Source organism: Glutamicibacter arilaitensis, assembly GCF_044793945.1.
Classification (GTDB): domain Bacteria; phylum Actinomycetota; class Actinomycetes; order Actinomycetales; family Micrococcaceae; genus Glutamicibacter; species Glutamicibacter arilaitensis_B.
Map to the genome: position 1 here is coordinate 3,249,811 of NZ_CP084994.1, position 25,299 is coordinate 3,275,109.

The 25,299-nt window shown below is 58.7% G+C and carries 24 protein-coding genes; 7 read left to right on the plus strand and 17 right to left on the minus strand.

From position 1 onward, the window contains the following. Positions 1 to 91: 91 nt before the first annotated feature. Complete coding sequence (locus LG294_RS15270; RefSeq protein ID WP_404287187.1) at positions 92 to 1,267, minus strand: NADP-dependent malic enzyme; 1,176 nt, start codon at positions 1,265 to 1,267, stop codon at positions 92 to 94. Positions 1,268 to 1,646: 379 nt separating this feature from the next. Between LG294_RS15270 and LG294_RS15275 the strand changes: the two genes are divergently transcribed. Together LG294_RS15275 and LG294_RS15280 are read left to right on the plus strand one after the other, a co-directional pair. Next, positions 1,647 to 2,048 carry a helix-turn-helix domain-containing protein gene (locus tag LG294_RS15275; protein WP_404287190.1) on the plus strand — a complete coding sequence of 134 codons (402 nt, stop codon included), beginning with the start codon at positions 1,647 to 1,649 and terminating at the stop codon, positions 2,046 to 2,048. A gap of 147 nt (positions 2,049 to 2,195) precedes the next feature. Beyond that, positions 2,196 to 3,443 (plus strand): PLP-dependent aminotransferase family protein, encoded by a 1,248-nt coding sequence (locus tag LG294_RS15280; protein ID WP_404287192.1) that lies wholly within the window; start codon positions 2,196 to 2,198, stop codon positions 3,441 to 3,443. 17 nt (positions 3,444 to 3,460) lie between these two features. Here LG294_RS15280 and LG294_RS15285 read toward each other — a convergent pair whose 3' ends face one another. Then, the gene (locus tag LG294_RS15285; RefSeq protein ID WP_404287194.1) at positions 3,461 to 4,375 is read right to left on the minus strand and encodes a LysR family transcriptional regulator; all 915 of its coding nucleotides are present in this window, start codon (positions 4,373 to 4,375) and stop codon (positions 3,461 to 3,463) included. 71 nt (positions 4,376 to 4,446) lie between these two features. Here LG294_RS15285 and LG294_RS15290 point away from each other — a divergent pair, with 71 nt between their 5' ends. Then, positions 4,447 to 5,508: a YeiH family protein gene (locus LG294_RS15290; RefSeq protein WP_404287196.1), complete on the plus strand. Its 1,062-nt coding sequence runs from the start codon at positions 4,447 to 4,449 to the stop codon at positions 5,506 to 5,508. 153 nt (positions 5,509 to 5,661) lie between these two features. On the opposite strand, the gene LG294_RS15295 is transcribed toward LG294_RS15290, so the two are convergent. Genes LG294_RS15295 through LG294_RS15305 form a run of 3 tightly spaced genes read right to left on the minus strand, consistent with a single transcriptional unit; the run spans position 5,662 to position 9,200 of the window. Beyond that, positions 5,662 to 6,432, minus strand: coding sequence for an IclR family transcriptional regulator C-terminal domain-containing protein (locus tag LG294_RS15295; protein WP_404287198.1), 771 nt, complete (start codon positions 6,430 to 6,432; stop codon positions 5,662 to 5,664). 45 nt (positions 6,433 to 6,477) lie between these two features. Then, on the minus strand, positions 6,478 to 8,328 hold the full coding sequence (locus LG294_RS15300; RefSeq protein WP_404287200.1) for a bifunctional sugar phosphate isomerase/epimerase/4-hydroxyphenylpyruvate dioxygenase family protein: 1,851 nt from the start codon (positions 8,326 to 8,328) through the stop codon (positions 6,478 to 6,480). After that, positions 8,328 to 9,200 (minus strand): shikimate dehydrogenase, encoded by an 873-nt coding sequence (locus tag LG294_RS15305; protein ID WP_404287202.1) that lies wholly within the window; start codon positions 9,198 to 9,200, stop codon positions 8,328 to 8,330. The genes LG294_RS15300 and LG294_RS15305 overlap by 1 nt, the downstream gene beginning before the upstream one ends. 158 nt (positions 9,201 to 9,358) lie before the next feature. Between LG294_RS15305 and LG294_RS15310 the strand changes: the two genes are divergently transcribed. Then, positions 9,359 to 10,699, plus strand: coding sequence for an MFS transporter (locus LG294_RS15310; RefSeq protein ID WP_404287204.1), 1,341 nt, complete (start codon positions 9,359 to 9,361; stop codon positions 10,697 to 10,699). Between the two features lie 85 nt (positions 10,700 to 10,784). Here the strand turns inward: LG294_RS15310 and LG294_RS15315 are convergent, their stop codons facing one another. The 9 genes from LG294_RS15315 to LG294_RS15355 form a co-directional block, all read right to left on the minus strand. Beyond that, positions 10,785 to 11,690, minus strand: a complete 906-nt coding sequence (locus tag LG294_RS15315; RefSeq protein ID WP_404287206.1) for an alpha/beta fold hydrolase — start codon at positions 11,688 to 11,690, stop codon at positions 10,785 to 10,787. Beyond that, on the minus strand, positions 11,687 to 12,466 hold the full coding sequence (locus LG294_RS15320) for a 3-hydroxybutyrate dehydrogenase (RefSeq protein ID WP_404287208.1): 780 nt from the start codon (positions 12,464 to 12,466) through the stop codon (positions 11,687 to 11,689). The genes LG294_RS15315 and LG294_RS15320 overlap by 4 nt, the downstream gene beginning before the upstream one ends. Then, positions 12,463 to 13,110, minus strand: a complete 648-nt coding sequence (locus tag LG294_RS15325; protein WP_404287210.1) for a TetR/AcrR family transcriptional regulator — start codon at positions 13,108 to 13,110, stop codon at positions 12,463 to 12,465. Before LG294_RS15325 ends, LG294_RS15320 begins: the two co-directional genes overlap by 4 nt. Then, the gene (locus tag LG294_RS15330) at positions 13,107 to 14,669 is read right to left on the minus strand and encodes a class I adenylate-forming enzyme family protein (RefSeq protein WP_404287212.1); all 1,563 of its coding nucleotides are present in this window, start codon (positions 14,667 to 14,669) and stop codon (positions 13,107 to 13,109) included. Before LG294_RS15330 ends, LG294_RS15325 begins: the two co-directional genes overlap by 4 nt. Positions 14,670 to 14,678: 9 nt before the next feature. Beyond that, on the minus strand, positions 14,679 to 15,680 hold the full coding sequence (locus LG294_RS15335) for a branched-chain amino acid ABC transporter permease (protein ID WP_404291794.1): 1,002 nt from the start codon (positions 15,678 to 15,680) through the stop codon (positions 14,679 to 14,681). A gap of 176 nt (positions 15,681 to 15,856) precedes the next feature. Next, positions 15,857 to 16,729, minus strand: a complete 873-nt coding sequence (locus tag LG294_RS15340) for a branched-chain amino acid ABC transporter permease (protein ID WP_404287214.1) — start codon at positions 16,727 to 16,729, stop codon at positions 15,857 to 15,859. Beyond that, positions 16,726 to 17,490, minus strand: a complete 765-nt coding sequence (locus LG294_RS15345; protein WP_404287216.1) for an ABC transporter ATP-binding protein — start codon at positions 17,488 to 17,490, stop codon at positions 16,726 to 16,728. Before LG294_RS15345 ends, LG294_RS15340 begins: the two co-directional genes overlap by 4 nt. Then, positions 17,491 to 18,255, minus strand: a complete 765-nt coding sequence (locus LG294_RS15350; RefSeq protein WP_404287218.1) for an ABC transporter ATP-binding protein — start codon at positions 18,253 to 18,255, stop codon at positions 17,491 to 17,493. 42 nt (positions 18,256 to 18,297) lie between these two features. After that, positions 18,298 to 19,497: a substrate-binding domain-containing protein gene (locus tag LG294_RS15355; protein WP_404287220.1), complete on the minus strand. Its 1,200-nt coding sequence runs from the start codon at positions 19,495 to 19,497 to the stop codon at positions 18,298 to 18,300. 527 nt (positions 19,498 to 20,024) lie between these two features. Here LG294_RS15355 and LG294_RS15360 point away from each other — a divergent pair. Beyond that, positions 20,025 to 20,270: a dihydrodipicolinate synthase family protein gene (locus tag LG294_RS15360; protein ID WP_404287222.1), complete on the plus strand. Its 246-nt coding sequence runs from the start codon at positions 20,025 to 20,027 to the stop codon at positions 20,268 to 20,270. Positions 20,271 to 20,498: 228 nt separating this feature from the next. Here LG294_RS15360 and LG294_RS15365 read toward each other — a convergent pair whose 3' ends face one another. Then, entirely contained in the window at positions 20,499 to 21,635 is a 1,137-nt protein-coding gene (locus LG294_RS15365) for an acyl-CoA dehydrogenase family protein (RefSeq protein ID WP_404287224.1), read from the minus strand. A gap of 199 nt (positions 21,636 to 21,834) precedes the next feature. On the opposite strand from LG294_RS15365, the gene LG294_RS15370 reads away from it, so the two are divergent. Next, positions 21,835 to 22,524: an NUDIX hydrolase gene (locus tag LG294_RS15370; RefSeq protein ID WP_404287226.1), complete on the plus strand. Its 690-nt coding sequence runs from the start codon at positions 21,835 to 21,837 to the stop codon at positions 22,522 to 22,524. A 96-nt stretch (positions 22,525 to 22,620) separates the two neighbouring features. Here the strand turns inward: LG294_RS15370 and LG294_RS15375 are convergent, their stop codons facing one another. Then, positions 22,621 to 24,114 carry an aldehyde dehydrogenase family protein gene (locus tag LG294_RS15375; protein WP_404287228.1) on the minus strand — a complete coding sequence of 498 codons (1,494 nt, stop codon included), beginning with the start codon at positions 24,112 to 24,114 and terminating at the stop codon, positions 22,621 to 22,623. A 127-nt stretch (positions 24,115 to 24,241) separates the two neighbouring features. After that, complete coding sequence (locus tag LG294_RS15380; RefSeq protein WP_404287230.1) at positions 24,242 to 24,514, minus strand: winged helix-turn-helix transcriptional regulator; 273 nt, start codon at positions 24,512 to 24,514, stop codon at positions 24,242 to 24,244. A gap of 173 nt (positions 24,515 to 24,687) precedes the next feature. Between LG294_RS15380 and LG294_RS15385 the strand changes: the two genes are divergently transcribed. Further along, entirely contained in the window at positions 24,688 to 25,296 is a 609-nt protein-coding gene (locus LG294_RS15385) for an NAD(P)-dependent oxidoreductase (RefSeq protein WP_404287232.1), read from the plus strand. Positions 25,297 to 25,299: the final 3 nt, after the last annotated feature.

Genomic DNA, 25,299 nt, shown 5'->3' on the forward strand with positions numbered 1-25,299 from the left:
AGTTACTCGCGCAAACCTAAACGGCACCCGAGCCCCACCCCCTGCAGGGATGGAAACTCGGGTGCCGTTTGGTTCTGCTGACTTAGCTGTTTTACTTGGCTGATTCGGCCAGTGCGCCAACTGCGGCGGCAACTGCTGGCATCACGCGTTCGTCGATGGCCGATGGAATGATGAAATCTGCGGCCAAATCATCACCGACAAGCTCAGCGATGGCGTGTGCCGCGGCAACCTTCATTGCTTCGGTGATCTTCTTTGCGCCCGAGTCCAAGGCCCCGCGGAAGATACCTGGGAAGGCGAGCACGTTGTTGATCTGGTTCGGGAAATCACTGCGTCCGGTGGCCACCACTGCGGCGTACTTCTTGGCAACATCCGGCATGATCTCCGGGGTTGGGTTCGACAGTGCAAAGATGATGGCGTCCTTATTCATCTTTGCCACCGCTGCCTCGTCAAACTGCGAGGAGGACAACCCGACAACAACATCGGCACCTTCCAAAGCTTCTGCGAGGCCGCCCATGACATCGTCGCGGTTGGTGCGGCCGGCTAGTTCGGCCTTGACCGCGTTCAGGTCATCGCGTTCGCGGTGGATGGTGCCGCGCGAATCGAGCACGATCACATCTGCCACCCCAGCCTGCAGCAGCAAGTTGGTGACGGCCACGCCGGCCGAACCGGCACCTGAGACGACAACCTTCAGCGAGCTGATTTCGCGCTTGGTGTGGCGGGCTGCACCGATCAAGGCCGCGAGCACCACCACGGCGGTCCCGTGCTGGTCATCGTGCATGACAGGGCAGTCGAGTGCTTCGATCAGACGCTTTTCAATCTCAAAGCACCGAGGTGCCGAGATGTCCTCGAGGTTCACCGCACCGAAGCTAGGGCGCAGGCGAATCACGGTTTCAACGATTTCGTCCACGTCGGTGGTGTTCAGCACCAATGGGATCGAATCCAGACCGCCGAATTCCTTGAAGAGGGCGCTCTTGCCTTCCATGACCGGAAGCGAAGCGGCGGCACCAATGTCACCGAGTCCGAGGACTGCGGTTCCGTCCGAGATGACGGCGACCAAACGCGAGGCCCAGGTGTGAGTGGCGTGCATTGCAGGATCATCGGCGATGGCCTGCGATACCTTCGCGACACCCGGGGTATAGGCAATGGACAGGTCACGCTTGGAGTTGAGGGGCATCTTCGAAGCGACGCTGAGCTTGCCGCCAAGATGGGCGTTGAAGATCTCTTCGTCGGTGATGGTGGTCAGGTCTGAGCTGGTTTCAATAGACATTAAAGTCACTGCTTTCAAGAAAGTTCTGAATGACGAAAACGCAGTACCCACGAAACTTGTGGCATAGCGTAGGAACGCGCATGACCATTCATCCGACCGCAAAGGAACCCGAGCCGACGCATTTAAGGTGGACAACAGGCTTCCTTGTACACAATTCCCACTCCGTCGTTGCCAGGTAAGGCGAAACGCTCCGTCGTGGTGTGCCGGAAGATGGCTGGTCAGTACTTTCTTTAGACCTACAATTTCCACCATACGGTAACCGCTGAACGTGGCACAACCCCCGCTCGTCGTATTCGGGTCATAATCGACAAGAAAGCTCGCGGGTTGCCTCGGGTCCAAAATCTATGCATTCTCCTCTTTCCTCAGGCAAGATGAACATATGGCATCACCTACTTCGGCCCTTGGTCGGGTCCGCACCTTCGAAGCACTGGATGAGAAAACTACGCAACGACTGCGTCGTGCGCTAGCCGAGTCCAGCGACACCACTGTCTTTGTCAATGGCACAGCGCTGCAACTGCCGAAGGACGCTCATGATGCGTTGCTGGAAGTGCTCAATCGATTCGCTGCGGGCGAGGCGGTCAGCGTGGGGACGACCGAATTATTGCTGAACACCTCGCAGGCCGCGCAGATGGCCGGAATCTCGAATTCCTATCTGCGCAAGTTAGCCGATTCCGGTATTATTCCGGTGGAATACCGCGGAACTCACCGTCGCATTCGACCTAGCGCCGTCCAGGCTTGGCTGGATCAGCGTCCGGCGGCGGGGTCAGAAAACAAGGAATAGCACCAGAGATTTAGCGCCACTTCTTGTCATCTGGTAATTTTCCTGCTGGAATACCAAAGTAGCCTAATAGAAAACTTTGCCCGTATGCCACCGCCTGCGGGATTATTCTTCCCGTTACCCACGGGCAGATGCCGGTCGAGGGGGACCATGTCAACGAACCAGTCAGTCGACGCACTGCGCACGACGCACGAAACGCTTTTCTCCGATAGAGCGGCAGGGATCAAGCAGTCTGCTGTACGCGACGTCTTCGAGCTGTCGCTGGATCCTTCGCTGGTTTCGTTAGCAGGAGGCAACCCGTATCTGCAGGTGCTGCCACTTGAAAAGATCGGGGAGATCTCCAAGCGGATCATCACCGAACAAGGCCATGTCGCGCTGCAGTACGGCTCGGGGCTGGGCACTCCAGAATTGCGGGCACAGATTCTTGATGTCATGGCGGCCGAGGGAATTACCAACGTTTCGGTGGACGACGTTGTCATCACCAACGGTTCGCAGTCGGCGCAGGACATGGCCTGCAAGGTATTCTGCAACCCTGGTGACACGGTACTGTGCGAAGACCCTACATATGTGGGAGCACTGAACACTTTCGAGGCCTATCAGGTGAAAGCAGCCCCCGTGCTCACCGACGAAAACGGCTTGGTCCCGGACGCGCTACGGACAAAGATTCAAGAATTACGCGCGGCCGGCGAAAAGATCAAATTCCTCTACACCATTCCGAACTTCAACAACCCATCTGGCATCACCTTAGCCTCCGAACGACGCCCAGAAATCGTGGATATCTGCCGCGAAGAAGGCATCCTGATCCTTGAAGACAACCCATACGGCCTGCTGCGCTATGAAGGCGAGGCCGTACCAACTCTGCGCAGCCTCGATGAGCAGAACGTCATCTACATGGGCTCCTTCTCCAAGATCCTCTCCCCCGGGCTGCGCATCGGCTGGGCCGCGGTACCAACTCACCTGTTCCGCCGCTTTTACCTTGCTGGCGAGGCGGTGGCGCTGTGCCCGCCAACGCTCAATCAGATGATCATCAGCGCCTATCTTGAAGAGCATGACTGGCGCGGACAGATCCAGACGTACAACGAGCTCTACCGTTCCCGGCGTAATGCAATGCTCGAAGCTTTGGCCAAGTATCTTCCGGCAGGCATCACCCATACGCATCCCGAGGGCGGTTTCTTTATCTGGTTGACCCTTCCTGCCGGAATCGACACCTATGAGCTGCTGCAGGAAGGCGTGAAGGCAGGTGTGATCTTCATTCCCGGCGCCGCGTTCAGCTCCTCGGAATCGGCGCACCACAAGTTGCGTTTGGCCTTCTGCGCGGTGGATGAACAGACGATCTCCGAGGGCGTGCGCCGCTTATCGGCACTGCTGGAAACCGAAATTTCGAAGCTGCCGAAGTAACTGGACCCGCCGGGAAACTAGTGCCCGGCGATGTCCAGCAAGGCTTGCTCCGTGGAACTCAGCGAGTGGCTGCGCACCCATATCGCACGAAATTCACGGAGCAGACTCGGCCCGTCGAAGGGAATCTCAACCAGGTTTCCAAGCCTCAACTGACTCTCAACGGCGAGTTGGCTCAGCACTGCCGGCCCCATGCCCGCGGCCACGCACTGGCAGATCGTTGAATTGCTATTAAATTCAGCGATCGGCTCGGGGCGTTCAACGTGGGCGATATAGTCCAAAAACGCCCGCGTACCAGAACCATCTTCGCGTTCAATCAGCGGCGTGCTCTGCAGCTCATGGAGTCCGAGCGGCGTCGTGCGTTGCGCCCATGGGTGCGATGGAGCGGTGACGACCACCATTTCATCGCTCCAGACCTTTTGGTAGCGCAGCGACTGCGGAACTTCTGGCGTCTCGACAAAACCAAAGTTCATTTCTCCGTTTTGAACCGCCAAAATGACATCTTGAGAGTTCATGATCCGCATACGTGGTTTCACCTTTGAGAATTTGCGGTGCAGCGTGCCGATCCATGTGGGCGCGAGGTATTCGGCTACGGTCATGCTCGCGCCGAAGACGAGTTCGGATTCACCTGGCGTTGCAAGCGTGCGGGCCCCGGCAGCCAAATTTTCCAGAGAGTTGAGCACCTCGCGGGCCCACTGCACCGTGAGAACGCCCTCAGCTGTCAGCGTTGACCCGGTGGTTTTCCGAATGACCAGCGGATAGCCCAGACGGCGTTCAAGGGTTTTCAGCGCGCGCGTGGCATTGGGTTGCGCAATCCCGGAAGCCCGCGCCCCGGCGCTGAGACTACCATGGTCTGCGATACCTACCAGCAAGGTCAGGGAAGAGATCTGAATCCATTGGGCGATATCCTGCAGGACATTAGAATGCTGATCCATATCATGATCATATGCCTGTGATAGCAAATCAAGGAATACCGTCCACACCACTTGCGTGAGAAGTTGTATGTATGCCAAAGAACAGCCAGGCCCCCGGGACGAATGAGCAGCAAAGTTCCTCAAATCCCTCCCCACAGCCAGCGGTGACAAGCCAACGGCGGATGATGATCCCTGGCCTCGCGGTATGCCTTGCCACAGGTTTACTGTGCATATTCGTCAGCCAATTCCTCAACGGGCTCAGCGCGCTCTTGCTGGCGATCATTCTCGGCGCGGTATGGCGCAATGTCGCTCCGATACCGAAAGTACTGAACCCGGGCATCACAATCGCTTCCAAAAGACTCCTACGGCTGGGAATCGTCCTGCTGGGTTTGCAGCTCTCGCTCGGGACGATTCTCGGTCTTGGCCCCGGAGTACTGCTGGTCGTTGTCCTCTCCGTCGGCGTTACCTTTGCCCTGACGTTATGGATTGGCGGGAAGATGGGCATAGATTTACCGCAACGCTTGCTGATCGCTACCGGATTCTCAATTTGCGGCGCAGCTGCAGTGGCGGCGACCGAAAACGTGACACGTGCCAAACAGGATCAGGTGGCCACCGCAATTGGATTAGTAGTACTTTTTGGGACGCTGATGATTCCAGCCATGCCATTGCTCGGAGCCCTATTAGGCCTGGACGATCGCAGCACCGGAATGCTTATCGGCGCGTCAACCCATGAGGTTGCTCAGGTTGTCGCTGCCGGCGGTTCGGTAAGTGCCGCAGCCCTCGCGGTGGCAGTAACCGTGAAACTTGCACGCGTAGCCCTGCTGGCTCCGATCATCGCCGGGCTCGGTATTTACATGCGTCGCAAGCACTCGGTAGAAGGCGGGAAAAACCCTCCGCTCGTACCACTTTTCGTCCTAGGATTTATCGCTGCCATGTTGTTGCGCACCACCGGCGTGCTCCCAGAATCCGCGCTCTCGATTGCACAGAGCGCACAGACGCTGCTACTCGCGGCCGCCATGTTCGCGCTCGGCCTTGGCGTGCACCTTCGTAGTATCGTGAAATCCGGTGGCCAAGCGTTACTTCTGGGCTTGCTCGGTACGCTAATCATCGTCAGCGTTGCGACGGTTGGAACCTTGCTCTACCCGCCTGCTTAGGCCCGATCTCCAGTCGTGTCTTCCGTATTGGGAATTCCACAAGATATGACGCTATAAATCTAGATCGTCCAGCGCGACGGGAACGGCTCCATTTGGAAACGACCCTCAGCAACGCCTTGGGCGGATTCCTTGGATGATCGCCATGGGTCGACGCTAGCCCACCCGGCCCCCGAAGTCACCTGCGATATCCTTCGCCGACCTGTATAAAGCCGGGAGCATGGTTTCGGCAATCGTCGCCGCGTCGGCGCGGCCCGACTGCACCGATACGTTAAGCGCCCCAAGAAGTTGGCTTCCGCGATAGACCGGCACCGCCAGCCCACGTAGGCCTTCGTCAAGTTCTTGGTTGACCAGCGACCAGCCCTGCTCGGCTACTAGATCCAGTTCCGCGCGTAAGTCCTCCAGGCTGCCCACCGTATGTTCGGTGTAGTTGCGCAGTTCAATGCTCTGTAAGAACTCTTCGCGTTCTCCAGCGCTCAGATTCGCGATCAGCACGCGGCCCGTCGATGTGACCCAGGCTGGCAGCCGGTTGCCAATCGAGACATTCATTTGATGCAGGCGCGGTGCCGAAACACGCTCCACATACAAGATGTCCTGGCCTTCGAGGACGCACAGGGAGCTAGTTTCATCCAACTCGCGAGCCAACTGCTGCAGGTGCGAAATCGCGGCACGCGGCAAGGTGAGACCCGAAAGGTAAGAAGCACCCACATCCAGTACTCGTGGAGTCTGTCGATAAGTGTTCCCCTCGACCGCGAGGTATCCCAGATCAACGAGAGTGAGCAGGAACCTGCGAGCAGAGGCCCGCGTCTGATCGGTAGCGGCCGCCACCTGTGAGACCGTCAGGGCCGAGCTTTCGCCGTTGAACGCAAGAAGAACCGCTAAGGTCTTCTCTGCTGACTTAACGTAATAGTCAGGTTGCTCCGCCACGATAGGGGTCCCCATTTTCACTCAATTGCCTTGCCGACCGAATGCCTAATGCCGGTCGAAACGGTTGTGTTCGAACTGCGCCGCTAGGCGAATTGGGGCGTTCGGAGCCCCATATCCATCGTAGCCGTCACGGCGTTCAAGCACCTCGAAGAACATGTTGCCCACAGTGGCTGTGTAGAAATGCAGGAACTCGCCGCGCTCATCCCTGTCATATAGCAAGTTCAGTTCCTTCAGTGTGGCCAGCGACTGTTCATCAATGTCGAAACGCGCGGCTAGATCCTCATAGTAGTTGGCCGGAACTTGCAAGAACTCCATGCCGGCCCGCTGGGCCCGGCGAGCCAAGGCCACCACATCGTCGGTATGCAGTGCAACGTGTTCGGGGTATTCGTGGTGGCTTTCGATCGCCGCTTCCAGCCCCTTGGGCACAATATTTAGTGCCAGGCGCACGCAGCCATCATCGGTGCGTAGCACCTGGGAGCGCACTAGGCCCATGGGGCTTGGTACCTCGGTTCCAGGCCTTGCCTTCAAGTTCAGCACGCTGGTGTAGAACAATACCGATTCGTCGAATGCCTGCCACGGTTGTGCAAGGTTAATATGGTCGATTCCGGCGATGCTGCCGTGTTGCGCTTCCGCGGTTGTCTGGCGGTGCGCCCCGAATTCGGTTTCCCAAAGACTGGTCCCGGCAACCGATCCAAAAAATACTTCCGTGGCATCCGGGGCTCTGAAGCCCGCGAGTTCCTGCTCGTCACTGGTGTGGTGCCGCAGCACCGGTTTGGCCAGCAAGTCCTTTGCGCGTGCACGCCCGGCGACAGGATCAGGGACCTGTACGCCGAGTCCGGATACGGTTGCGGTCACGCCGCGGCTGCGTTGCGAGTTGACGATAATCCGTGCGTTTCCGGCGCGCCAGAGCTGTACTGGCTTGCGCCGATGCTGGCCGAGGAACGAGAATCCCAATTGCGCGAGCATTCCGGCGATCAGTTCAGGATCTTCGGTCCGGATTTCGGCGAAGTCGAACCCGATGGCTTGCTGAACGCCGGGAAGTGAATCAAGTTTTAACGGGAATTCCTGCGCGGTACTGCCAAGCAGTGCGGCCGTGCGAGCCTGCAACCATATCAACGAGCGCAGCCCGTCAACTGCCGTCCGCTCCACATTCGATTGCCTGAACACGTCATTGAAGATCTCAAGCGAAACGATTCCGGAGTATCCCGAACGCACCAGATGGCCCAGGAACGCATCCAGCTCGAAGCCACCTTCACCGGGAAACACCCGGTAGTGGCGGGACCAGGAAAGAATATCCATGGTGAGAACCGGGGCGTCAGCAAGCTGAACGAAGAAGATTTTTTCTCCCGGGATCTGGGCGATCTGAGCCGGATCATCACCTCGGGAAAGAATATGAAAACTGTCGATGCACAGCCCCACATTCTCGCGGTCCACCAGCTCCACAATTTTCCACGAGTGCTGATAGGTGTCCACATATTTACCCCAGGCCAGCGCCTCGTAGGCGATGCGGACTCCATAGCGTGCGGCAACATCCGCCAACCGGCGAATCTGCTCGGCGAATAGCTCGTCATCATTGATGGTCGCGGTGCCCACGTTCGAGCAGAGCAGGATGAGATCCATGCCCAGACGTTGCATGAGCTGGAATTTCGCTTCGGCGCGGCGCAGATTTGCCAGCAGTATTTCTTCTTCTACGCCCTCGAAATCGCGGAATGGCTGGAAAAGGTCCAGGGTCAGTCCCAAACGCTGAGCAAGTGCTTTGACTTCCTCGGGCGACATGGGGCTGACGGTGAGGTCTTGCTCAAAGATCTCAATTCCGTCAAACCCTGCCTTGGCGCAGGCGAGCATCTTTTCTTCCAGCGTGCCCGAGAGGCACACCGTGGCGATTGAGGTGCGCATTAGAGTCCAGCTTCCAGCATCTCTAGAAGGTGGGCGCGCATTCGAGGCGCATCGGGGGTCAGCCCGGTGATAATGCCGAAGGCATCCACTGCCTGGCCGACAGCCATATTTCCGCCGTCCAGCACCTTGCATCCGAGTTCGCGGGCTGCGGTGATCAGTTCGGTATCCACCGGACGATAGACGCAGTCGGCAACCCACTGCCGGGAGTGGAGTCCGGAAATATCAAGTGGAAGTCCCGGGTGGTGATGCATTCCGATGGGGCTCGCGTTGAGCAGCCCATCTACCTTCGCCAGCAGCGCCGGTGCTTCTTCCGGGCTGGCGGGCGTAATTGTGGCCTCAGGGAAGTGGATGGCCAGCTCTCCGGCTCGTTCGCTAGCTCGGGATGCATCCGGATCGACCAGGAACAGTTCCTTGACTCCGGCATCGAGCAGCGCATAGGCGACTGCCGCGCCGGCTCCTCCTGCGCCGAGTTGCAACACCTTGTCCAAGGTGGCTCCGGGAAGGCCGGTAGCAAGCGCCCAACCAAATCCAGAGGCATCGGTATTGTATCCGTGGAATTTACCGTCCTTGATGAGCACCGTGTTCACCGCGCCGATGGCCTTGGCGTTGTCGCTGATCTCGTCCAGGTGGGTGATCACCAATTGCTTGCAGGGATGAGTGATGTTGAAGGCGTTAAATCCCAGTTCGGCGCCGGACTTCAAAAGCTTCCCCACATCGTCGCCGGGGCGGTCAAGAACCGTGAGATCAATGGGGCGATAGAGGTAGCGCAGCGAATGCGCATCCGCTTCCCGTTCATGCATGGGCGGGGTCAGCGATGGCAACACGCCATCGCCTATGAGTCCGACTAAAAATGACTGAGTAAGAGTACTCACCGTATTACCCAACTTTCCGTCATGCTTGACGCAGGTGTTGCCTCAGCTGTGATTTACATCTACTCTATATCAACGTACACATTCCGTACAACTGTACGCATAGCGCACACTGTTTATGATTTCAGCGTTCGTCACTCAGCAAACAAAGGAGTTTTCCGATGCCATCCACACGTGAACCGTCGGCGTCCGAGGTGCCCGGCGCCGGGAAACGCACCCCCGTCAAGGCAGCCGTTGCCAGTTTTATGGGAAGCGCAGTGGAATACTACGATTTCTTCATCTTCGGCTCGGCCGCGGCGCTGATCTTCCCGCATATTTTCTTCCCTGACGCCGATGCCAATGCATCGGTCATGTCGCTGGCCACCTTCGGGTTCGCCTACATTGCCCGCCCCATTGGCGCGGTGATCCTGGGCCACTTCGGCGATCGCATCGGCCGCCAGAAGGTGCTGATGTTCACGCTGGTGCTCATGGGCGCCTCGACATTCGCAATTGGCTGCTTGCCTACCTTCGACCAGGTCGGTTGGCTATCCCCCATCCTGCTGGTTCTCGCACGCCTTTGCCAAGGCCTCTCGGCGGCCGGCGAGCAAGCCGGTGCCTCCTCGATGACCTTGGAACACGCACCCGATCACCGACGCAGCTTCTTCACCTCCTGGACCCTGACCGGCACCCAGGGCGGCCAAATCCTTGCGGCTCTGATCTTCATTCCAGTGGTGGCACTGCCCGACGACATCAAGTACGGCATCGGCTGGCGCATCCCGTTCTGGCTCTCGGCCGTAGTGGTGCTGGTGACCTTCTTCATCCGCCGCTCGCTGCATGAAACCCCGGAGTTCGAAGAAGCCAAGAAGAACAACAACATTGCCAAACTGCCACTGGCGGTACTGCTGAAGTTCCACTGGAAAGACGTTTTGCGCGTGGTGTTGTGCGCTTTCATCGCCGCGGTATCCACCGTGTACGGAACACTTGCCATCTCCTACGGCAAGAACATCGGCAATATGGACGCCTCGATCACCCTCTGGCTGGTGGTCGCCGGCAATATCGGCGCACTGTTTACCCAGCCGTTGTTCGGCAAATTGGCAGATATTATCGGCCGCAAGCCGGTCTTCATTTATGGGGCCATTGCCTCGGCGGTCATCATGCCGTTCTACCTTCGCAGCATGGAGACAAACAATACGCTCTTGCAGTTCGTTCTCTCTGTGGCGGTCTTCTCCTGCGCCTATGCAGCGGCCAATGCCGTGTGGCCCAGCTTCTACGCGGAGATGTTTTCCTCCAAGGTGCGTTTCTCGGGACTGGCGATCGGCACGCAGCTCGGCTTCCTCATGGCCGGGTTTGCTCCGTCCATCGTGGCGGCCATGGGCGGTCTGGAGCCAGGTGGCTGGGTCAAGATCAGCCTGTTCACTGCCGCAATTGCGTTGATTTCAGCGATTTCCGCGTTGACCGCTCGCGAGACCTACCGAGTGCCAACCGCGCAATTGGGAAGCACCCCCGAACTTGCGACTAAATAACAGCAACTAGAAAGACAAGCCCGGGATGCCGCCCTATCGTTGGATAGGTGGCATCCCGGGCTTTGTTGTCCCTGGACTCATGCGTTTAAACGGCATCTGCGCAGTGCCTTAGCATCGCGCGGATATGGCCCGCCACCACATTGCGCCCGGGAGCATCCATGACAATCGTGTAGTGATTGGTCTCGGGCACTTCATGGGTTTGAAGTCCCGGCAACTTCTGCGCCCACGACTTCACATAATCTGCCGTATACAATCCTGGTTCGGCACCCATCAGCCCTTTCGGCGAGCGCAGGAAGGTGACCGGATGGTGCAGCTCTTCCAAGGCTTTGAGCAGCGAGGCTCCACGATGAAGCTCCGCGGTGTCCTCGGCCAACGCGCGATATTTAGTGGCAGGCCGGAGATTCGGGGCTTGCCCATCCAAGTCGTAGTCGATGTAGTCCTCAACCAGCTCATTCCAGTTATCGGCGAAGGCAGGATGCGGCCTCCAGAATTCCTTGTAGTCGCCCAGCGACCCGAAGGTCATCGACAGTCTTTGCGCCGCCGGGCCCAAGACCGCGTCGATAATCTGTTCATCGTCCAACCCCTCAGGCACCTGCAAGGGCAGTCCCCCATCAACGAGCAACACCGAGGAAACCAAGTCGGGGTGCAGGTCGGCGAACACCAAGGAAACGAATGCACCCATCGAATGGCCGATGACCGGGATCGACCCCAACTCGAAATGCTCCATCAGGCGTGCCAGATCCGCGGCATGCACCGGCATTCCGTACGGTCCGGGCAGCTGATTGCTGCGACCGCGGCCGCGCAGATCCGGGGCGATCACCCTCACGCCGGGCAGCGCTTGCGCCACCATGCCCCAGGCCTTGTGCGAGGCGGTCACTCCATGAATCAGCAGTACCGTGGGCACCTGTGGATCCTGAGGACCCCACAATCCCACCTGCATGTTGCCGCCGTTGACCGGCACCAATTCGGTGCGGTAGGTGCTTTCAGTCATCGGGCACTCCACCCGCCGTCCATGGTGTAGGACGCGCCGGTGACCATTCCCGCATCCTCCTGCGCCAACCAGGAAACCAACGAGGCGACCTCCTCGGGCTCCACCAGGCGTTTGACCGCCGCCTCGGTGAGCATGATCTTCTCCACCACTTCGGCCGGAGCAATGCCATGGAATTTGGATTGGTCCGCGATCTGCTTCTCCACCAGTGCGGTGCGCACATATCCGGGGTTGACGCAGTTACTTGTTACTCCGTGCTCAGCACCTTCCAGTGCGGTGACCTTGGACAATCCTTCAAGACCGTGCTTCGCCGAGACATACGCGCTTTTGAAGGCGCTGGCCCGCAGACCATGGACACTGGAGAGGTTGATGATGCGCCCAAACCCGCGTTCATACATTCCAGGAAGCACCGCACGGATCAGCAAGAACGGGGATTCGAGCATCAGCCGGTGAATGAGCCGCCACGCTTCGGGATCAAACTCATGAATCGGGGCCACCCGCTGCACCCCGGCATTATTGATCAGAATGTCGGTATCCAGACTCAGTTCTTCCAACGCCTTGGTGTCAGACAGGTCTACGGCCCACGCCTTGCCCTCGAGGCTTTGCGCCACCTCGTTAGCTAATTCCTCGTTCAAATCTGCCACCGTGACAGCTGCCCCCTGCGCGCTCAGCTTCTTCGCGCAGGCCAAGCCGATACCCGACGCCCCGCCGGTGATCAGTGCAGTGCGTCCAGCCAAGGTTTTCACGGCTGGGGCTGATGTTGTCTTAGTTTCGGTCATGGGGCTAAACCTTCCACGGTTGGTTGCGAGCCGGTTGGCGCCAACGCACGATCAATAAAGTTCATCATTTCTTCGAATACATCCTCGGGCATCTCGGGGCGGTGCCCCGAAGAGTCCTCGGTTCCTTCCCACAGCACCCAGCGCATACCCACTAATTCGCCGATACCCATTAATGCCCAGGCGGCTACTTCCGGGTTCATTGCCCGGATCTGCCCCGCCTGCTGCGAGGTTTCGAGGCCTTGGATGTACCCTTCAACAATCTTGCTGTAGTGCTTACGCAACGCCCCCGGCGAGACAAACTCCGCCTGCCGGATGATCCGATACAACGCAGGATGCTGCGCGGTGAAGTGGAAGAAGGCCTTGAACCCCGCCCGCTCTGCGGCAAATCTGTTTTCTTCCGCAGCCGAGGCTTCAGCCATCGCCATGCGCACCCGCCGGTTCAGATCCTCGACGACTTCATCAAAGATCTCTTGCTTGCCTGCAAAATACAGGTAAAAGGTTCCCAACCCCACTCCGGCGCATTCGGTGATCTTCACAATCGACGCGTCGTGATAGCCCAAAGTGGCAAACACCTTCTCGGCGGCCGCCAGAATCTTGCTGCGCGTACGAGTGCCCCGTTGAGTCCTAGGTGTTACGGTGCTCATCGCTGATCCTCCTGCCGCGTTAAGAGTTGTTCAGCCCGTTGCAGTTCACGCAATTTCTGCCGCGAAACCTTTTCAATTCCGATCCGTGGCAGCGCGGAGGTAAACCTGAACGTTGCCGGAATCTTGTATCTGGCCAGCTGTTTGGCGCAATGCGCCGCTAGCTCCACGGCATCGGCATGAGCTCGCGCCTGCAGAACCACCCAGGCTTGCCCCACCTCACCCCACTTGTCATCCAGAACCCCGATGACCGCAACCTCGGCCACCGCAGGATGAGTCAGCAGCACCTGTTCCACCTCGGTAGGCGAGACATTTTCCCCACCGGAAATGTACAGGTCCTTAATCCGGTCAATAACCTTCAGGTACCCTTGGCCATCCCGTTGAACCAGATCTCCGGTGTGCAGCCACCCGTCAACAAAAACTTGGGCGCTCGCGGCGCTGTCACGAAAATACCCCGGAGATACGCTCGGACCGTTCACCAGCAGTTCGCCAGCACCGGCTCCGTGGATTTCTTCGCCGGTGACCGCATGAACAAGTTTCACCTTCACGTGCGGGTAGGGCCGCCCGGCGAAACCAATCTTGCTCATCGCCTCTTCGCTGGACAGGCACAAGACATTCGGTCCCGCTTCGCTCAGCCCATAGCCCTGGACCAGCGCCACACCACGTCCATGCCAGCAACGCAGCAGGCTTGGAGGCATCGGTGCCCCGCCCACTACTGCCAGTCGCAATGCGGCCAGATCGGTTGATTCAAACTCCGGATGGGTAGCCAGCATTCGGTAATGCGCGGGCACCCCCATCATCATGGTGACCTTGCGGTCCTCCAGCAATTGCAGTGCCCGTCCGGCATCGAACGTCCGTTCAAGTACTACCGTGGCACCGACCCACCAGGCTAACAACGGCTGGATATTCCAGCCGCCCAAATGGTACTGCGGAAGCACCGCCAGAATAGTGTCCTGGCTGGTGAGGTCCACCGTGCGCGAGAGAGCCAAATTGTTCCAGAAGCAATTTGCGTGGGTCAGCACCACGGCCTTGGCTTTCCCCTCGGAGCCCGAGGTGAACACCATCAGCAATGGATCATCGTCGGTCGGGGCGCAGCCACGCAGTTCATTGCGTTTCCGCGCAGATCCTTCGATGCTTGCTTCGACTCCCGCCGGTCCCATGGTGAGCACGGGTACCGGCTGCAACAGCTGCGCATTGCTCTGTTCGGCCAGCGTCTGGAACTCGTCTTCCACCACCCACAGCGATGGGTCGGCAATCGACAATTGCTCCCGTAGCTCCGCAGCGGTCAGCCGCCAGGAAAGCGGCACCAGCACCAGCCCGGCCTTGGCGCAGGCGAAAAACAACACCACTTGGTCGGCACTGTTCCCCGAGAGCGTGGCAATCCGATCCCCCACGCCAAAACCCGCGGCCTCGAACTTCGCAGCTAAGGCGCTCGCCCGGCGTTCAAGCTCCCGGTATGTGGTCCGCACTCCACGGTCATCGATGGCAATGCGTTCCGGGGTGCTCAGCGACCGATCGGTAGTCCAGCATCCCAACGTATGAAGTCCCTGATCATTTCTCATGATCGATCCTTAATTCTGCTTAGCTGCAGGATTGCGAGTGAAACGCCCACGCAACCGGCGTACCGCACCGGTCAAACCACCGGGCATGAACAGCACCACCAGCACAAAGAGAGTTCCGAGAATAAATAGCGGTTCAGACAATGGCACATGCAAGAACGCCGGCAACGACTCCACGGCGCTGGAGTTCGCGAAAGCGCTCAACCGCTGATCCAACAGCGTGTATAACACCCCGCCAATCACCGCACCCCACTTCGAGCCGACCCCGCCGAGCACCACCATCACCAGCAAGGTGATCGTGAAGTCCGCAGAGACCTGCCGGGGCACCGTTCCGGACTGCAAGAGCACGAACACCATGCCGACCGCCGCCGCCAGCACACCGGCCACCACGAAGATCAGCAGCTTCGCCCAGTATGGCTGCAATCCCAGCACCCGCACACGCAACTCGTTCTCGCGTACAGCGGCGGCCACATGCCCGGCGCGAGATGACTGCACCCAAGTAACCACCACGATCACCACCAGCAAGGTCAGCAGTGAAAGCCAGTAGAGATTCCGGGTATTCGCCACGCCAATCAAGAAATCCGGGATACCAGCGGTATCGGGGCTCACGCCCTCTTCACCGCCGGTGGCACCGCCAGGATTACGGCGCACCAAGACACTTCCGGCTTGGGCGAAAGCCAAGGTCACCATGGCAAACGGAATGCCAGTCACCCGCAGCGCGACCATCCCCGTCAAGGTGGAAAGCACCAATGCCACCACCAATGTCAATCCCATGGCGGGCAGCAGCGGCAGGCCTAGGTTGTTGAGAATAATCGCCAGCCCATAGGATCCGGCACCAAAATACAGTGCGTGTCCGAAGGACAGCAGCCCGGCCACGCCAATGAGCAGGTGATAGCTCAGCGCTGCGGCAGCCATCAGCATGCACATCGCCAGCAGTTGCAGCGACCCTGGCTGATAAGTAGGGGTAGGCAGGATGCCTGGAATTGAAATGTTCAACAGCGGCAGCGCCGCCATGAGCAACAATCCCAGCAGACCTAGCACCCACGCTCCAATTCTGTAGCCGGGTTTTTTCACCCGGTCCGAGGGCTGGACTCGGACCCGACGGGCCACTTTGTCCATGGCCGCCGCGGTTGGTTCACGGCGCTCGCCGGTCGATTCTTCAGTAGGCAAGGTGTTCGTAGGTTCAGGGCTCATGCTGGCTTCCCCATCAGTCCGGTGGGTTTGGTCAACAGGACGACCGCCAACAGCACGATCACCACGAAGTCACCCACACCCCAATAGAAGTTTGTGATCTGTTGCAGCACTCCGACCACCACGGAGGCTATGGCTGCCCCGGAGAGTGAGCCGAGTCCGCCAATTACCGTCACGATAAACGCGAAGATCAACAGGGATCCGCCCAAGGCCGGGGATACATAACCGAAGTAGTGGCTGGCCAGCACCCCGCCGATACCGGCTGCGGCACCGCCAATGGTGAAGACCAAGGTGAAGGCTTTGCGTACATCGATGCCCAGCGCGGTAACCATTGATCGGTTCTCCACGCCGGCGCGGATGATCATTCCATAACGGGTCTTCTTCAAGAACAGCACCACACCCAGCAGCACTAGTGCCGCGACGATGATCGTGACGAACCGGTCGTTGGGAACCTGTGCGCCCAGTACGTCGGTGGTCCGGGTGAACCATTCAGGTCCCTTGGTGTACTGCGGGTCGGTCCCCCAGACGCCTTCGAAGATTGCCACTGCCGCCAGAGACAATCCGACGGTGACCAGCACCTGCTCAATATGCCGGTTGTACAGCGGTCTGATGAGCGCAAATTCGGTCAGGGCCGCGAAAACCCCGCCCACCACAGCACCGATCACCAAGGTGATGATGAAAGTGAGCCAAGTTCCTTCGCCGATTCTGCGCGACATTTCCCAGGAGACGAAGGCCCCTAATGTCAGAAACGCACCGTGGGCGAAGTTCAGCACGCCCATCAACCCGTAGATCAGTGACAGCCCGGAAGCCACCAGGAAATACAGGGCGCCGAGTCCGACGCCGGTAATCAGTAGAAGTATCAGGGTGCTCATAGCATCCCTCCATTGCTTGTTTCCACTGCCTGCTCCAGCGCTTCTTCGCTTTGCACACCCAGGAAACGTTGGGTCAGCGCCTCATCGTCGAGAAACTCGGTGGCCGAATCGGTGCGGTGCACGACTTTGCCTCCGGATAAAATGATGGCACCGGCCGCTAGCTGGCGAACCACCGAGAGGTTTTGTTCCACCAGCAGAATCGGCACGCTGTGCGCCGCTACCGCGAGAGCCTCGGCAACTTCCTGCACAATCTTTGGTGCAAGCCCCTTGGTTGGCTCATCCACCAGCAGCAATTTATTCACGTTCAGCAGCGCCCGTGCCAGCGAAACCATCTGCTGTTGCCCGCCCGAGAGTGAACCGGCCGTTTGGCTTGCGCGCTTGACCAGGTCGGGGAAGAGTTCTTCGACCAGCTGGCGGTTGGGGTGTTCGTCGCGTTCGGCAAGTTTCAGATTTTCGGCCACGCTCAGCGCGGAGAACACCTCGCGGTCTTCGGGTACGTAGCCCACACCGCGTTGGATGATCTTATGGGTGGGAACCTTGTCTATGCGTTCTCCGGCTAGCTCAATGGTTCCGCCGGTACGCTGAACCAGGCCGATAATTGCCTTGATCGTACTGGTCTTGCCCACACCATTACGGCCGAGCAGCGCGGTAATGCCGGTGGCCGGGACCTCGAGGTCGACACCGTCCACCACTTGGGATCCGTCGATGGCGGCATGCAGGCCGCGCACCCGCAAGATAGGTTGAATGCTTTCCTGGCTCATCTAAGCTGCTCCCTGTCCGAGATAGGCGCTTTGTACCGTTTCATTGGCAATAATTGCGTCCGGTTCATCGATGGCGAGCAGGCTGCCGTTGTGCATGACCGCCACGCGGTCTGCCAATCCGAGAACCACGTCCATGTGGTGTTCGACCATCATCAAGGTGCGTCCCGATTCGCGGTGCATCCGCCGAATGATTTCTACCAGTCCCGGGACATCGCCGGAGCCGACTCCGGCCATGGGTTCATCGAGCAGGATCACCGCCGGGTCCGCCGCGAGCAGCATGGCGATCTCCACCTTGCGCTTGTCTCCATGGGAAAGATCTGCCGTTCGGGCATGCGACTTGGCTTCTAAGCCAACTTGTTTAATGCAGTGCTCGGCAATCGCTCCGGCCGCGTCCGCGCGGCGCGGGAAGCTGAGCAGCGACAGTGATTTTCCGAGTTTGGATTGGGCGGCAAGCCGAATATTTTCGGTGACGTCCAGTCCGGGGAACAGTGAAGAAGTTTGGAAGGTTCGCCCCAGCCCGGCGGCTGCTCGGGCGTGGATCGGCAGCTTGTCCATGGTGCGTCCGGACATTGCGATGGTTCCGCTAGTGGCCTTGAGCACCCCGGAGATGAGGTTGAACAAGGTCGTTTTTCCGGCGCCGTTGGGTCCGATCACACCGATCATTTCGCCGGGCTGCACGGTGAAGCTGACATCTTCCAGGATGCGAGCTCCACCGATCTGCAGTCCCACGCCCTGGAGCTCCAGGGCTGGTGTTGTCTTCTGCATGGGGTTTACCTTTGTGAGATTTTGACGCGTGGACTGTGAGGCCTAGTTGACGACCTCTGGAGTTGCCACTTCTTCGCCCGGCACGGTTTCCACGAGTTCCGGAATCCACTTCTCGCCATCCTTGGACAAGGAGACCTGATACATCTTCTGGATCAGCGCATGGTCCGAGGCACGCACGGTGGTTTCCCCCTTAGGTCCTTCGAAACTCCAGCCTTCCAGCGAGGTGACCATCTTCTCGACGTCTTCTCCACCCTCGGCTACTGCCTGGACGATCATCTGTCCGGCGACAAATCCATCGGGGGAGAATAGGTCCACTTCTTTGCCAGCCTCTTCGATGGAGGAGATCATGGCCTTTTCAACGTCGGTTCCGGCAGCACCCGGGAAGTAGTGGTTCAGGAAGGAGATCTTTTCACCCGCGTCGCCGAAGGCCCCGTAGGTTGCTACGTCGCCGAGCCCAGTGACGATGGGGGCAACGTCGAACGCTCCTTGCTGGTCCAGCGCCTGCCACATGGATCCGGAGGTCGCCCCAGCCCAGGCCGCGAAGACCAAGTCAGGTTTGGCGTCGACTAGCTGGCGGGCGAATGGGGTGAATTCGGTGACGTCCTCGGGAACGAGGATGGAACTGACTTTGGCACCCTCCATGCCGAGGATCGCGTCAACGGCGGCCAAGTTGCCCTGCCCGAACGCGTTGTCCTGAGCGAACACGGTGACCTTTTTGTCCTTCAGGTCATCAACGAAGGTACCAGCGGTGGCCACGTCCTGCATGGACTGGCGTCCGGAGCGGAAGGTGTACTTGTTGGCGCCGGTAATGGCATCCGAAGCTGCGGGGCCGGAAATGTAAAGAACCTTGTTCTGCGCTGCCTGCTCCACGAGTTTCAGTGCGATTCCCGATGAGGCGGTTCCCGCCAGGATCTTGTAGTCCTTGCCGATCAGTTCCTTGGCGACGGTGACCGCTTTGTCCGGATCTCCGCCATCGTCGTGATAGGTGATATTCAGTTCGGTATCGCCGACTTTGTTCGTGCCTTCGGTGGCGTAGTCCAGGCCGGCTTGCAGCCCCTCGTAGTAGGCGTCCCCATAGGCCGCTAGTGGGCCGGTCTTCGAGTAAACAATGCCGACATTGACAGTCTTTGCGGCGTCGCCGCCTTCTGCGCTGGTTCCGGTTTCGGCGGTGGGTGCGCAGGCGGTTAATGCCAAGCCAGCGCTTAGTGTCAGGGCCGTTACGACCTTGCTGCTTCGCTTCACGTGTCTAGCCTTTCCTCGCGGGGCGTCCAGTGCTTGGAGCAGGTCCCGAAGTGAAATTGTGCGGAGTGTGATTCCCCAAACCTGAAAGGTGATTCAGGTTACAAATCAAAGCTATGACGGTCTGCTCAACCAGTCAACGGATTTTGCGCACAGAATGCTTTAATCACCGTGCATTTTTGCAAAGACGCCGTGCGTACATGTCTTCTTCGCCTTCGAATCGCGTTTCCCACGCCACAGGAATTCCCAGTCCCCTGACGAAGAAAGCCGCCGCAACCATCTCGAATGAGCTCGCTCACTGTGCTGCCGTAAGAAGTGATGCGCTCAAGAAGAGAGCTAATCTCCAAGGCCTCGGCTGTCACGAAAGGCTCGATGATGTTCACAAGCCTCAGCGCATTCCCACTGACCCCGCTCGTTGATGATAGTGCGGATGAGCCCGAGTAGCTCAGCTGGCAGTTGATAATGTCGGAAACACGCCGATTTTTGTTGGCATTGGAGCCCTGCGCACCTCGTAAGTCATCACTCACGCCGTGGCCGCGCAACGTGCCGGAACGGCGGGACTTCTGCTGGCACCGATGAGCTACCAGCCATTAACCGAGGCAGATGTCTTCGAACTATTTCGTACGCTGGCCGAACACAGTGATCTACCGGTGGTCGTCTACGACAATCCTGGCACCACGCATTTCACTTTTAGTTTCGATTTCCATCGACGCCTCGCAGAGTTACCGGGCATCGCCTCAATAAAAATTCCGCCAGTTCCATCCGTTGCCGCCTAAGCGGACAACACTACTGAAGCACTGGCCGAATCGGCATGTCTGGGGCTCCGCTGTGGGAGTTATTCACCGAGCTTGGTGGTAGCTTGCGTGTCGTCGCAGCGATCGCTGAACATCTGGGGCGCGTTCAGCGTTCGTGCCTCCCGCGACCGCTTCTGGGCCTGAATAAAAACGAGCGCGCCCGCGTGGTGCGGTTTTTGTCAGGGCTTGGGCTCTGAACTGCCTTGGCTGCTAGGACTCGATCAATCCGCGCCCCACGATCAGTTGCATGATTTCATTGGTGCCTTCTAGGATCTGGTGCACCCGCAGATCCCTGACAATCTTTTCCAGCCCATATTCGCTGAGGTAGCCATAGCCACCGTGTAATTGGATGGCAGTATTGGCGGCGTTAAATCCGGCATCGGTTGCCACCCGCTTAGCCATGGCACAGAGCCGCACTGCATCTGGAGCCTTCGCATCCAGTGCCGCTGCCGCACGGCGCAGCAAAGTGCGCGCGGCCTCTAGCTCCATATCCATGTCGGCCAGCTTGAACACCAAAGCTTCCTGTTTGGTCAGCGGGCCGCCAAAAGCCTCACGTTCCTTGAGATACGCCACGGACTTTTCCAAGGCGAGCTGTCCCCCGCCGATCGAGCAGGCGCCGATGTTCAATCGTCCGCCGTTCAGCCCGCGCATCGCAATGGAAAAACCTTCGCCCTCGGCACCCAAGAGGTTGCCTGCAGGAATTCGCACGTCCTGCATGATGACTTGGCGCGTTGGCTGTGCGTTCCAGCCCATCTTCTTTTCCTTAGGCCCGAAAGACAGCCCCTGCGTACCGGCCGGAACAAGGAATGCGCTAATTCCCCGCGCACCGGTATTCGCGGTGCGCGCCATGACCAAATACAGTGCGGAAGAACCAGCACCTGAAATAAACTGCTTCGCCCCATTCAGGACGTATTCGTCCCCGTCCAAGACGGCACTGGTACTGAGCGCGGCCGCGTCCGATCCGACCCCCGGTTCGGTCAGGCAATAGGAGCCAAGGTCATGCATTGTTGTCATGGTCGGGAGCCATGCGGCACGCTGTTCGTCGTTTCCGTAGCTATCGATCATCCACACCACCATGTTGTGGATGGAAATGTAGGCGGCAATGGTCGGGCAGGCCTTTGATAATTCTTCAAAAATCAGTACGGCATCGCTACGCGTCAGTCCGGAGCCACCGTATTGCTCGCTTACGTAGATGCCGCCGACTCCTAGTTCGCCGGCCTCAGCAAGTACATCAACGGGAAAATGCTCCTTCGCATCCCATTCCAAAGCGTGGGGTGCGATTTTCTCTGCGGCGAAGTCGCGAACCGCTTCGACCAGCTCACGCTGTTCCTCGTTGAGCTCAAACATGACAAACCCTCTCTGACCACCACTCGTTGTGACCCACACTACATCGAGCCGGTGGGCTCTAAAACCGCTGGACAACGGAGAATGACCGGTACCTGGTCTCGCCTTAGCGCGCCTCGCCGACAGGACGATGAGTTCTCCGAGCTGCACCAGTTCGTCATCGTGCACCCTTCCCCGCCACTTCTCGGCCATACTAGAAATTATGGATTCCAGCTCAACTGCCCCGAAGAACCAGCACGTGACACCACGTCGTGCCGCCAGCGTCCTGATGATTCGGGAGGCGGCGCAAGGGCTGGAGGTCTTCATCCAGCACCGTGTCTCCACCATGGACTTCGCCGCCGGAATGGTTGTTTATCCTGGCGGACGGGTTGATGCGCAAGACGTGGCCGAGGCGCAGACTGAGGCGATTGACCGCGCACTTGCCGTGGAGCACGCACAGTTGTGGAAAGACTCTTCGATCTGGGAAAAGGACGAGCAGCAGGCGATACTCGATGCCGGAACGTTGTTGGCCGCAGCCAGACGTGAAATCTTCGAAGAAACCGGCGCTCAATTGGATGCCAGCCAGTTGCGCCCGTGGGCCAACTGGATTACTCCCCCAGATAACCCCAAACGTTTCGACACCTTTTTCTATGTGGCACATGTACAGCCTGGCCAAGAACCGCGACACCAGACAACCGAGGCTTCTAATTCGGAATGGATCAGGCCCGCGGAGTTATTCGCCAAGTTCGAGCGTGGCGAGGTGGGGCTCATGCGCCCGACTCGAACCACATTACAAGATCTTGCCGCTCTGAAAACCGTCGCCGCGGCCATGAGTTCCCAAGCTCCGATCGTGACGGTCCGGCCCCAGCGCATGCCAGCGGCAACGGACTCCCTGAAGGAACGCACGCTTTAAACGGACGGAGGAAGCCGCCACGCAGGAGCAAACAACCCCGAAAAATTCTTACCGATTTCGAGGTTGTTTGCCTGATCCTGGATATCTAGTCGAGCTCTAGAATGGGTACTGCTTATCCGTGGTTTGCACACCGATCCAGTGGTCGGTGGTGAATTCCTCGATGGCCCATTCTCCGTTGAACCGGCCCAGCCCGGAGTTCTTCTCGCCACCGAACATCACGTGAGGTTCATCATTAACGGTGATGTCATTGATATGAGTCATGCCCGCCTTGATTCCGCGGGCAAAGCGCACACCTTTTTCGATGTCGGTGGTGAATACGGCGCTGGATAGCCCGAACTCGGTATCGTTAGTCAGTTCAAGTGCATGCTCTTCATCGTCCGCCCGAACGATGCCCACGACCGGGCCGAAGATCTCTTCACGGAACAATTCCATCTCGCTGGTGACATCGGCAAAAATATGCGGTGGAATCACCCGTCCGATAACTTCCCCGGCCAGAACTTCCCGGGCGCCCTCGCTTCGTGCCCGCTCGATTTTCCCCTGCACGCTGTCCAGCTGCGAATCATTGATGATCGGGCCCACAATATTTTCCGGGTTGGCTACGTCCCCGTACTTGATGGTAGCCACGTGGGCCGCAAATTTTTCAACGAACTGGTCGTAGACCGGGGCTTCGACGATAATCCGGTTAATCGCCATGCAGATCTGCCCCTGGTGCAGGAACTTGCCCATGGCCGCGGCGCGAACCGCCTGCTCCATGTTGGCGTCGGCGAGCACCACGAACGGGGCGTTGCCTCCGAGTTCCAGCGCCACCCGCTTCATATGCTTGCCGGAAACCGCCAGCTTTCCAACATTCTGCCCCACCGGGGTGGAACCTGTGAATGAAATGAAGGATGGAACGCGGTGAGCCACGAAGTGATCACCAATTTCAGAGCCCGAACCTATCACCGCGCTGAAAACACCGGCAGGGATTCCAGCTGCTTCGAAGGCCTTGGCCAAAATCAGCGCGCCGACCAGCGGAGTATCACTGGCGGGTTTGAGCACCACCGCGTTACCTAACGCCAAGGCGGCAGCCACCGAACGCTGAGAGAGCAGCATCGGGAAGTTCCACGGGCTGATCACACCGACTACCCCGACAGGTTCTCGGTATACCCGGTTTTCCTTACCGGCGCTGTTTGATGGCAGGATCTTGCCATGCACGCGGGTTGGGAAGGTGGCGGCTTCCCGGGTAGCTGAGATAGTTCCGGAGACTTCCACGTTGGCTTTGAGGACTGAGGAACCGGACTCTGCCACGAGCAGCGCGACCAAGTCGTCGTAGTTTGCCTGAAGGTAGTCCGCGGCCTTGTTCAGCACCGCTGCCCGCTTTGCCGGAATGAACGCTGCCCATTCGTGTTGGGCTTCGGCGGCCTTTTCGTAGGCCTCGTCCACATCCGCGGTGGAGGCTTGGCGGATTTCGGCCAGCACCGAGTCGTCAAATGGATTACGCGTGATCAGCGTTGAGTCGCTGCGCCCTTCGCGCCAGAGACCGGCAATGAATAACTGTGCCGGTAGCTGGTCCAAGAATGCTGGGCGGTTGGATACTGCTTGATTGGTCATTGACAATCCTTCCCACAGTGCGGCAAGTGGTGCCGCAGCGAATCGAGCTCTTAGGCCCATTGTTCGCGGGAAGCAGGCGCTCTTCAAGACTCTTATCCAAGAGCGCAATTACCAGATGGACCGGATCCTAACTTTCGTCAAAGATTTCCCTGGCGGCCATCACTTTGGCCGCGTGCTTTTCGGACCAGATCCGAATAGCGTCCATGGGTTCAAGCAGGCTATGGCCTAATTTTGTCAGTTCGTAATCTACCCGGATTGGCACCTGAGCGGTCACCTGGCGATCCACCAGACCATCGCGTTCCAATGTACGCAGCGTGCTCGTGAGCACCTTCGGAGTCACCGCGCCGATTCGCTGGCGTAACGCGGAGAAACGAAGCGGCCCGTTCGCTAGGGTAAGCATCACTAAAGGGGTCCATTTATCCCCCAAACGTTGCATAATTTCACGTGAGGGGCAGTCCTGAACGAGTACGTTAAACGTCGAGGCACTATCCATTTGGTAACCAAGTTCCTTTGAAGTAGTCGGTATCTAAAGGATACTATAAAGGCGAACGACACAACTACGAGAGGACCATCATGAAGATTGCAGTATACGGAGCCACCGGAATGGTAGGCAGCCAGATCACTTCCGAGGCGCTGAGCCGTGGCCACGAGGTCACCGCCGTCAGCAGCAGCGGCAAAACCGTCGAAGGCACCACCGCGGTCACGGCTGAGCTCAGCGACACCGCTGCCTACCGCGATCTGGGAAAGAACCACGACGTCGTCGTGGTCTCCGTGCCGCCATCGCGCACTGGTGGAGACCATCAGGACTACCTGGATGCCTTCGAGGAGATCACCGAAACCCTCGTCCCAGCACGTCTGATCGTGGTCGGCGGCGCCGGAGCTACCGAAGTCGACGGCGTTCGCCTCTACGACACCCCCGGATTCCCCGAAGAATACAAGGCCGAAGCCCTCAGCAGTGGCGCCGTGTATGACATGTTGACTTCGGTCTCCGGGATTACCTGGACCATGGCCGCACCGGCACCGGTGATCGCACCGGGCACCCGCACCGGCAAATACACGCTGGGCGCCAACTCCCCTGCCGGTGACTTTGTTTCAACCCAGGACTTCGCGGTGGCGATCCTCGACGAAATCGAAACCCCGGTCCACGATAACCGCCGTTTCACCGTAGCCAGCGAAAAGTAATCC

Excerpts from the sequence above, each read along its gene's own strand:
- LG294_RS15365 (WP_404287224.1), bottom strand. The coding sequence starts at position 21,635 with ATGTTTGAGCTCAACGAGGAACAGCGTGAGCTGGTCGAAGCGGTTCGC.
- LG294_RS15300 (WP_404287200.1), bottom strand. The coding sequence starts at position 8,328 with ATGCGCACCTCAATCGCCACGGTGTGCCTCTCGGGCACGCTGGAAGAA.
- LG294_RS15350 (WP_404287218.1), bottom strand. The coding sequence starts at position 18,255 with ATGCAGAAGACAACACCAGCCCTGGAGCTCCAGGGCGTGGGACTGCAG.
- LG294_RS15315 (WP_404287206.1), bottom strand. The coding sequence starts at position 11,690 with ATGACTGAAAGCACCTACCGCACCGAATTGGTGCCGGTCAACGGCGGC.
- LG294_RS15370 (WP_404287226.1), top strand. The coding sequence starts at position 21,835 with ATGGATTCCAGCTCAACTGCCCCGAAGAACCAGCACGTGACACCACGT.
- LG294_RS15335 (WP_404291794.1), bottom strand. The coding sequence starts at position 15,680 with ATGGCGGCGCTGCCGCTGTTGAACATTTCAATTCCAGGCATCCTGCCT.
- LG294_RS15330 (WP_404287212.1), bottom strand. The coding sequence starts at position 14,669 with ATGAGAAATGATCAGGGACTTCATACGTTGGGATGCTGGACTACCGAT.
- LG294_RS15310 (WP_404287204.1), top strand. The coding sequence starts at position 9,359 with ATGCCATCCACACGTGAACCGTCGGCGTCCGAGGTGCCCGGCGCCGGG.
- LG294_RS15270 (WP_404287187.1), bottom strand. The coding sequence starts at position 1,267 with ATGTCTATTGAAACCAGCTCAGACCTGACCACCATCACCGACGAAGAG.
- LG294_RS15290 (WP_404287196.1), top strand. The coding sequence starts at position 4,447 with ATGCCAAAGAACAGCCAGGCCCCCGGGACGAATGAGCAGCAAAGTTCC.
- LG294_RS15375 (WP_404287228.1), bottom strand. The coding sequence starts at position 24,114 with ATGACCAATCAAGCAGTATCCAACCGCCCAGCATTCTTGGACCAGCTA.
- LG294_RS15385 (WP_404287232.1), top strand. The coding sequence starts at position 24,688 with ATGAAGATTGCAGTATACGGAGCCACCGGAATGGTAGGCAGCCAGATC.
- LG294_RS15325 (WP_404287210.1), bottom strand. The coding sequence starts at position 13,110 with ATGAGCACCGTAACACCTAGGACTCAACGGGGCACTCGTACGCGCAGC.
- LG294_RS15380 (WP_404287230.1), bottom strand. The coding sequence starts at position 24,514 with ATGCTTACCCTAGCGAACGGGCCGCTTCGTTTCTCCGCGTTACGCCAG.
- LG294_RS15275 (WP_404287190.1), top strand. The coding sequence starts at position 1,647 with ATGGCATCACCTACTTCGGCCCTTGGTCGGGTCCGCACCTTCGAAGCA.
- LG294_RS15345 (WP_404287216.1), bottom strand. The coding sequence starts at position 17,490 with ATGAGCCAGGAAAGCATTCAACCTATCTTGCGGGTGCGCGGCCTGCAT.
- LG294_RS15280 (WP_404287192.1), top strand. The coding sequence starts at position 2,196 with ATGTCAACGAACCAGTCAGTCGACGCACTGCGCACGACGCACGAAACG.
- LG294_RS15340 (WP_404287214.1), bottom strand. The coding sequence starts at position 16,729 with ATGAGCACCCTGATACTTCTACTGATTACCGGCGTCGGACTCGGCGCC.
- LG294_RS15285 (WP_404287194.1), bottom strand. The coding sequence starts at position 4,375 with ATGGATCAGCATTCTAATGTCCTGCAGGATATCGCCCAATGGATTCAG.
- LG294_RS15320 (WP_404287208.1), bottom strand. The coding sequence starts at position 12,466 with ATGACCGAAACTAAGACAACATCAGCCCCAGCCGTGAAAACCTTGGCT.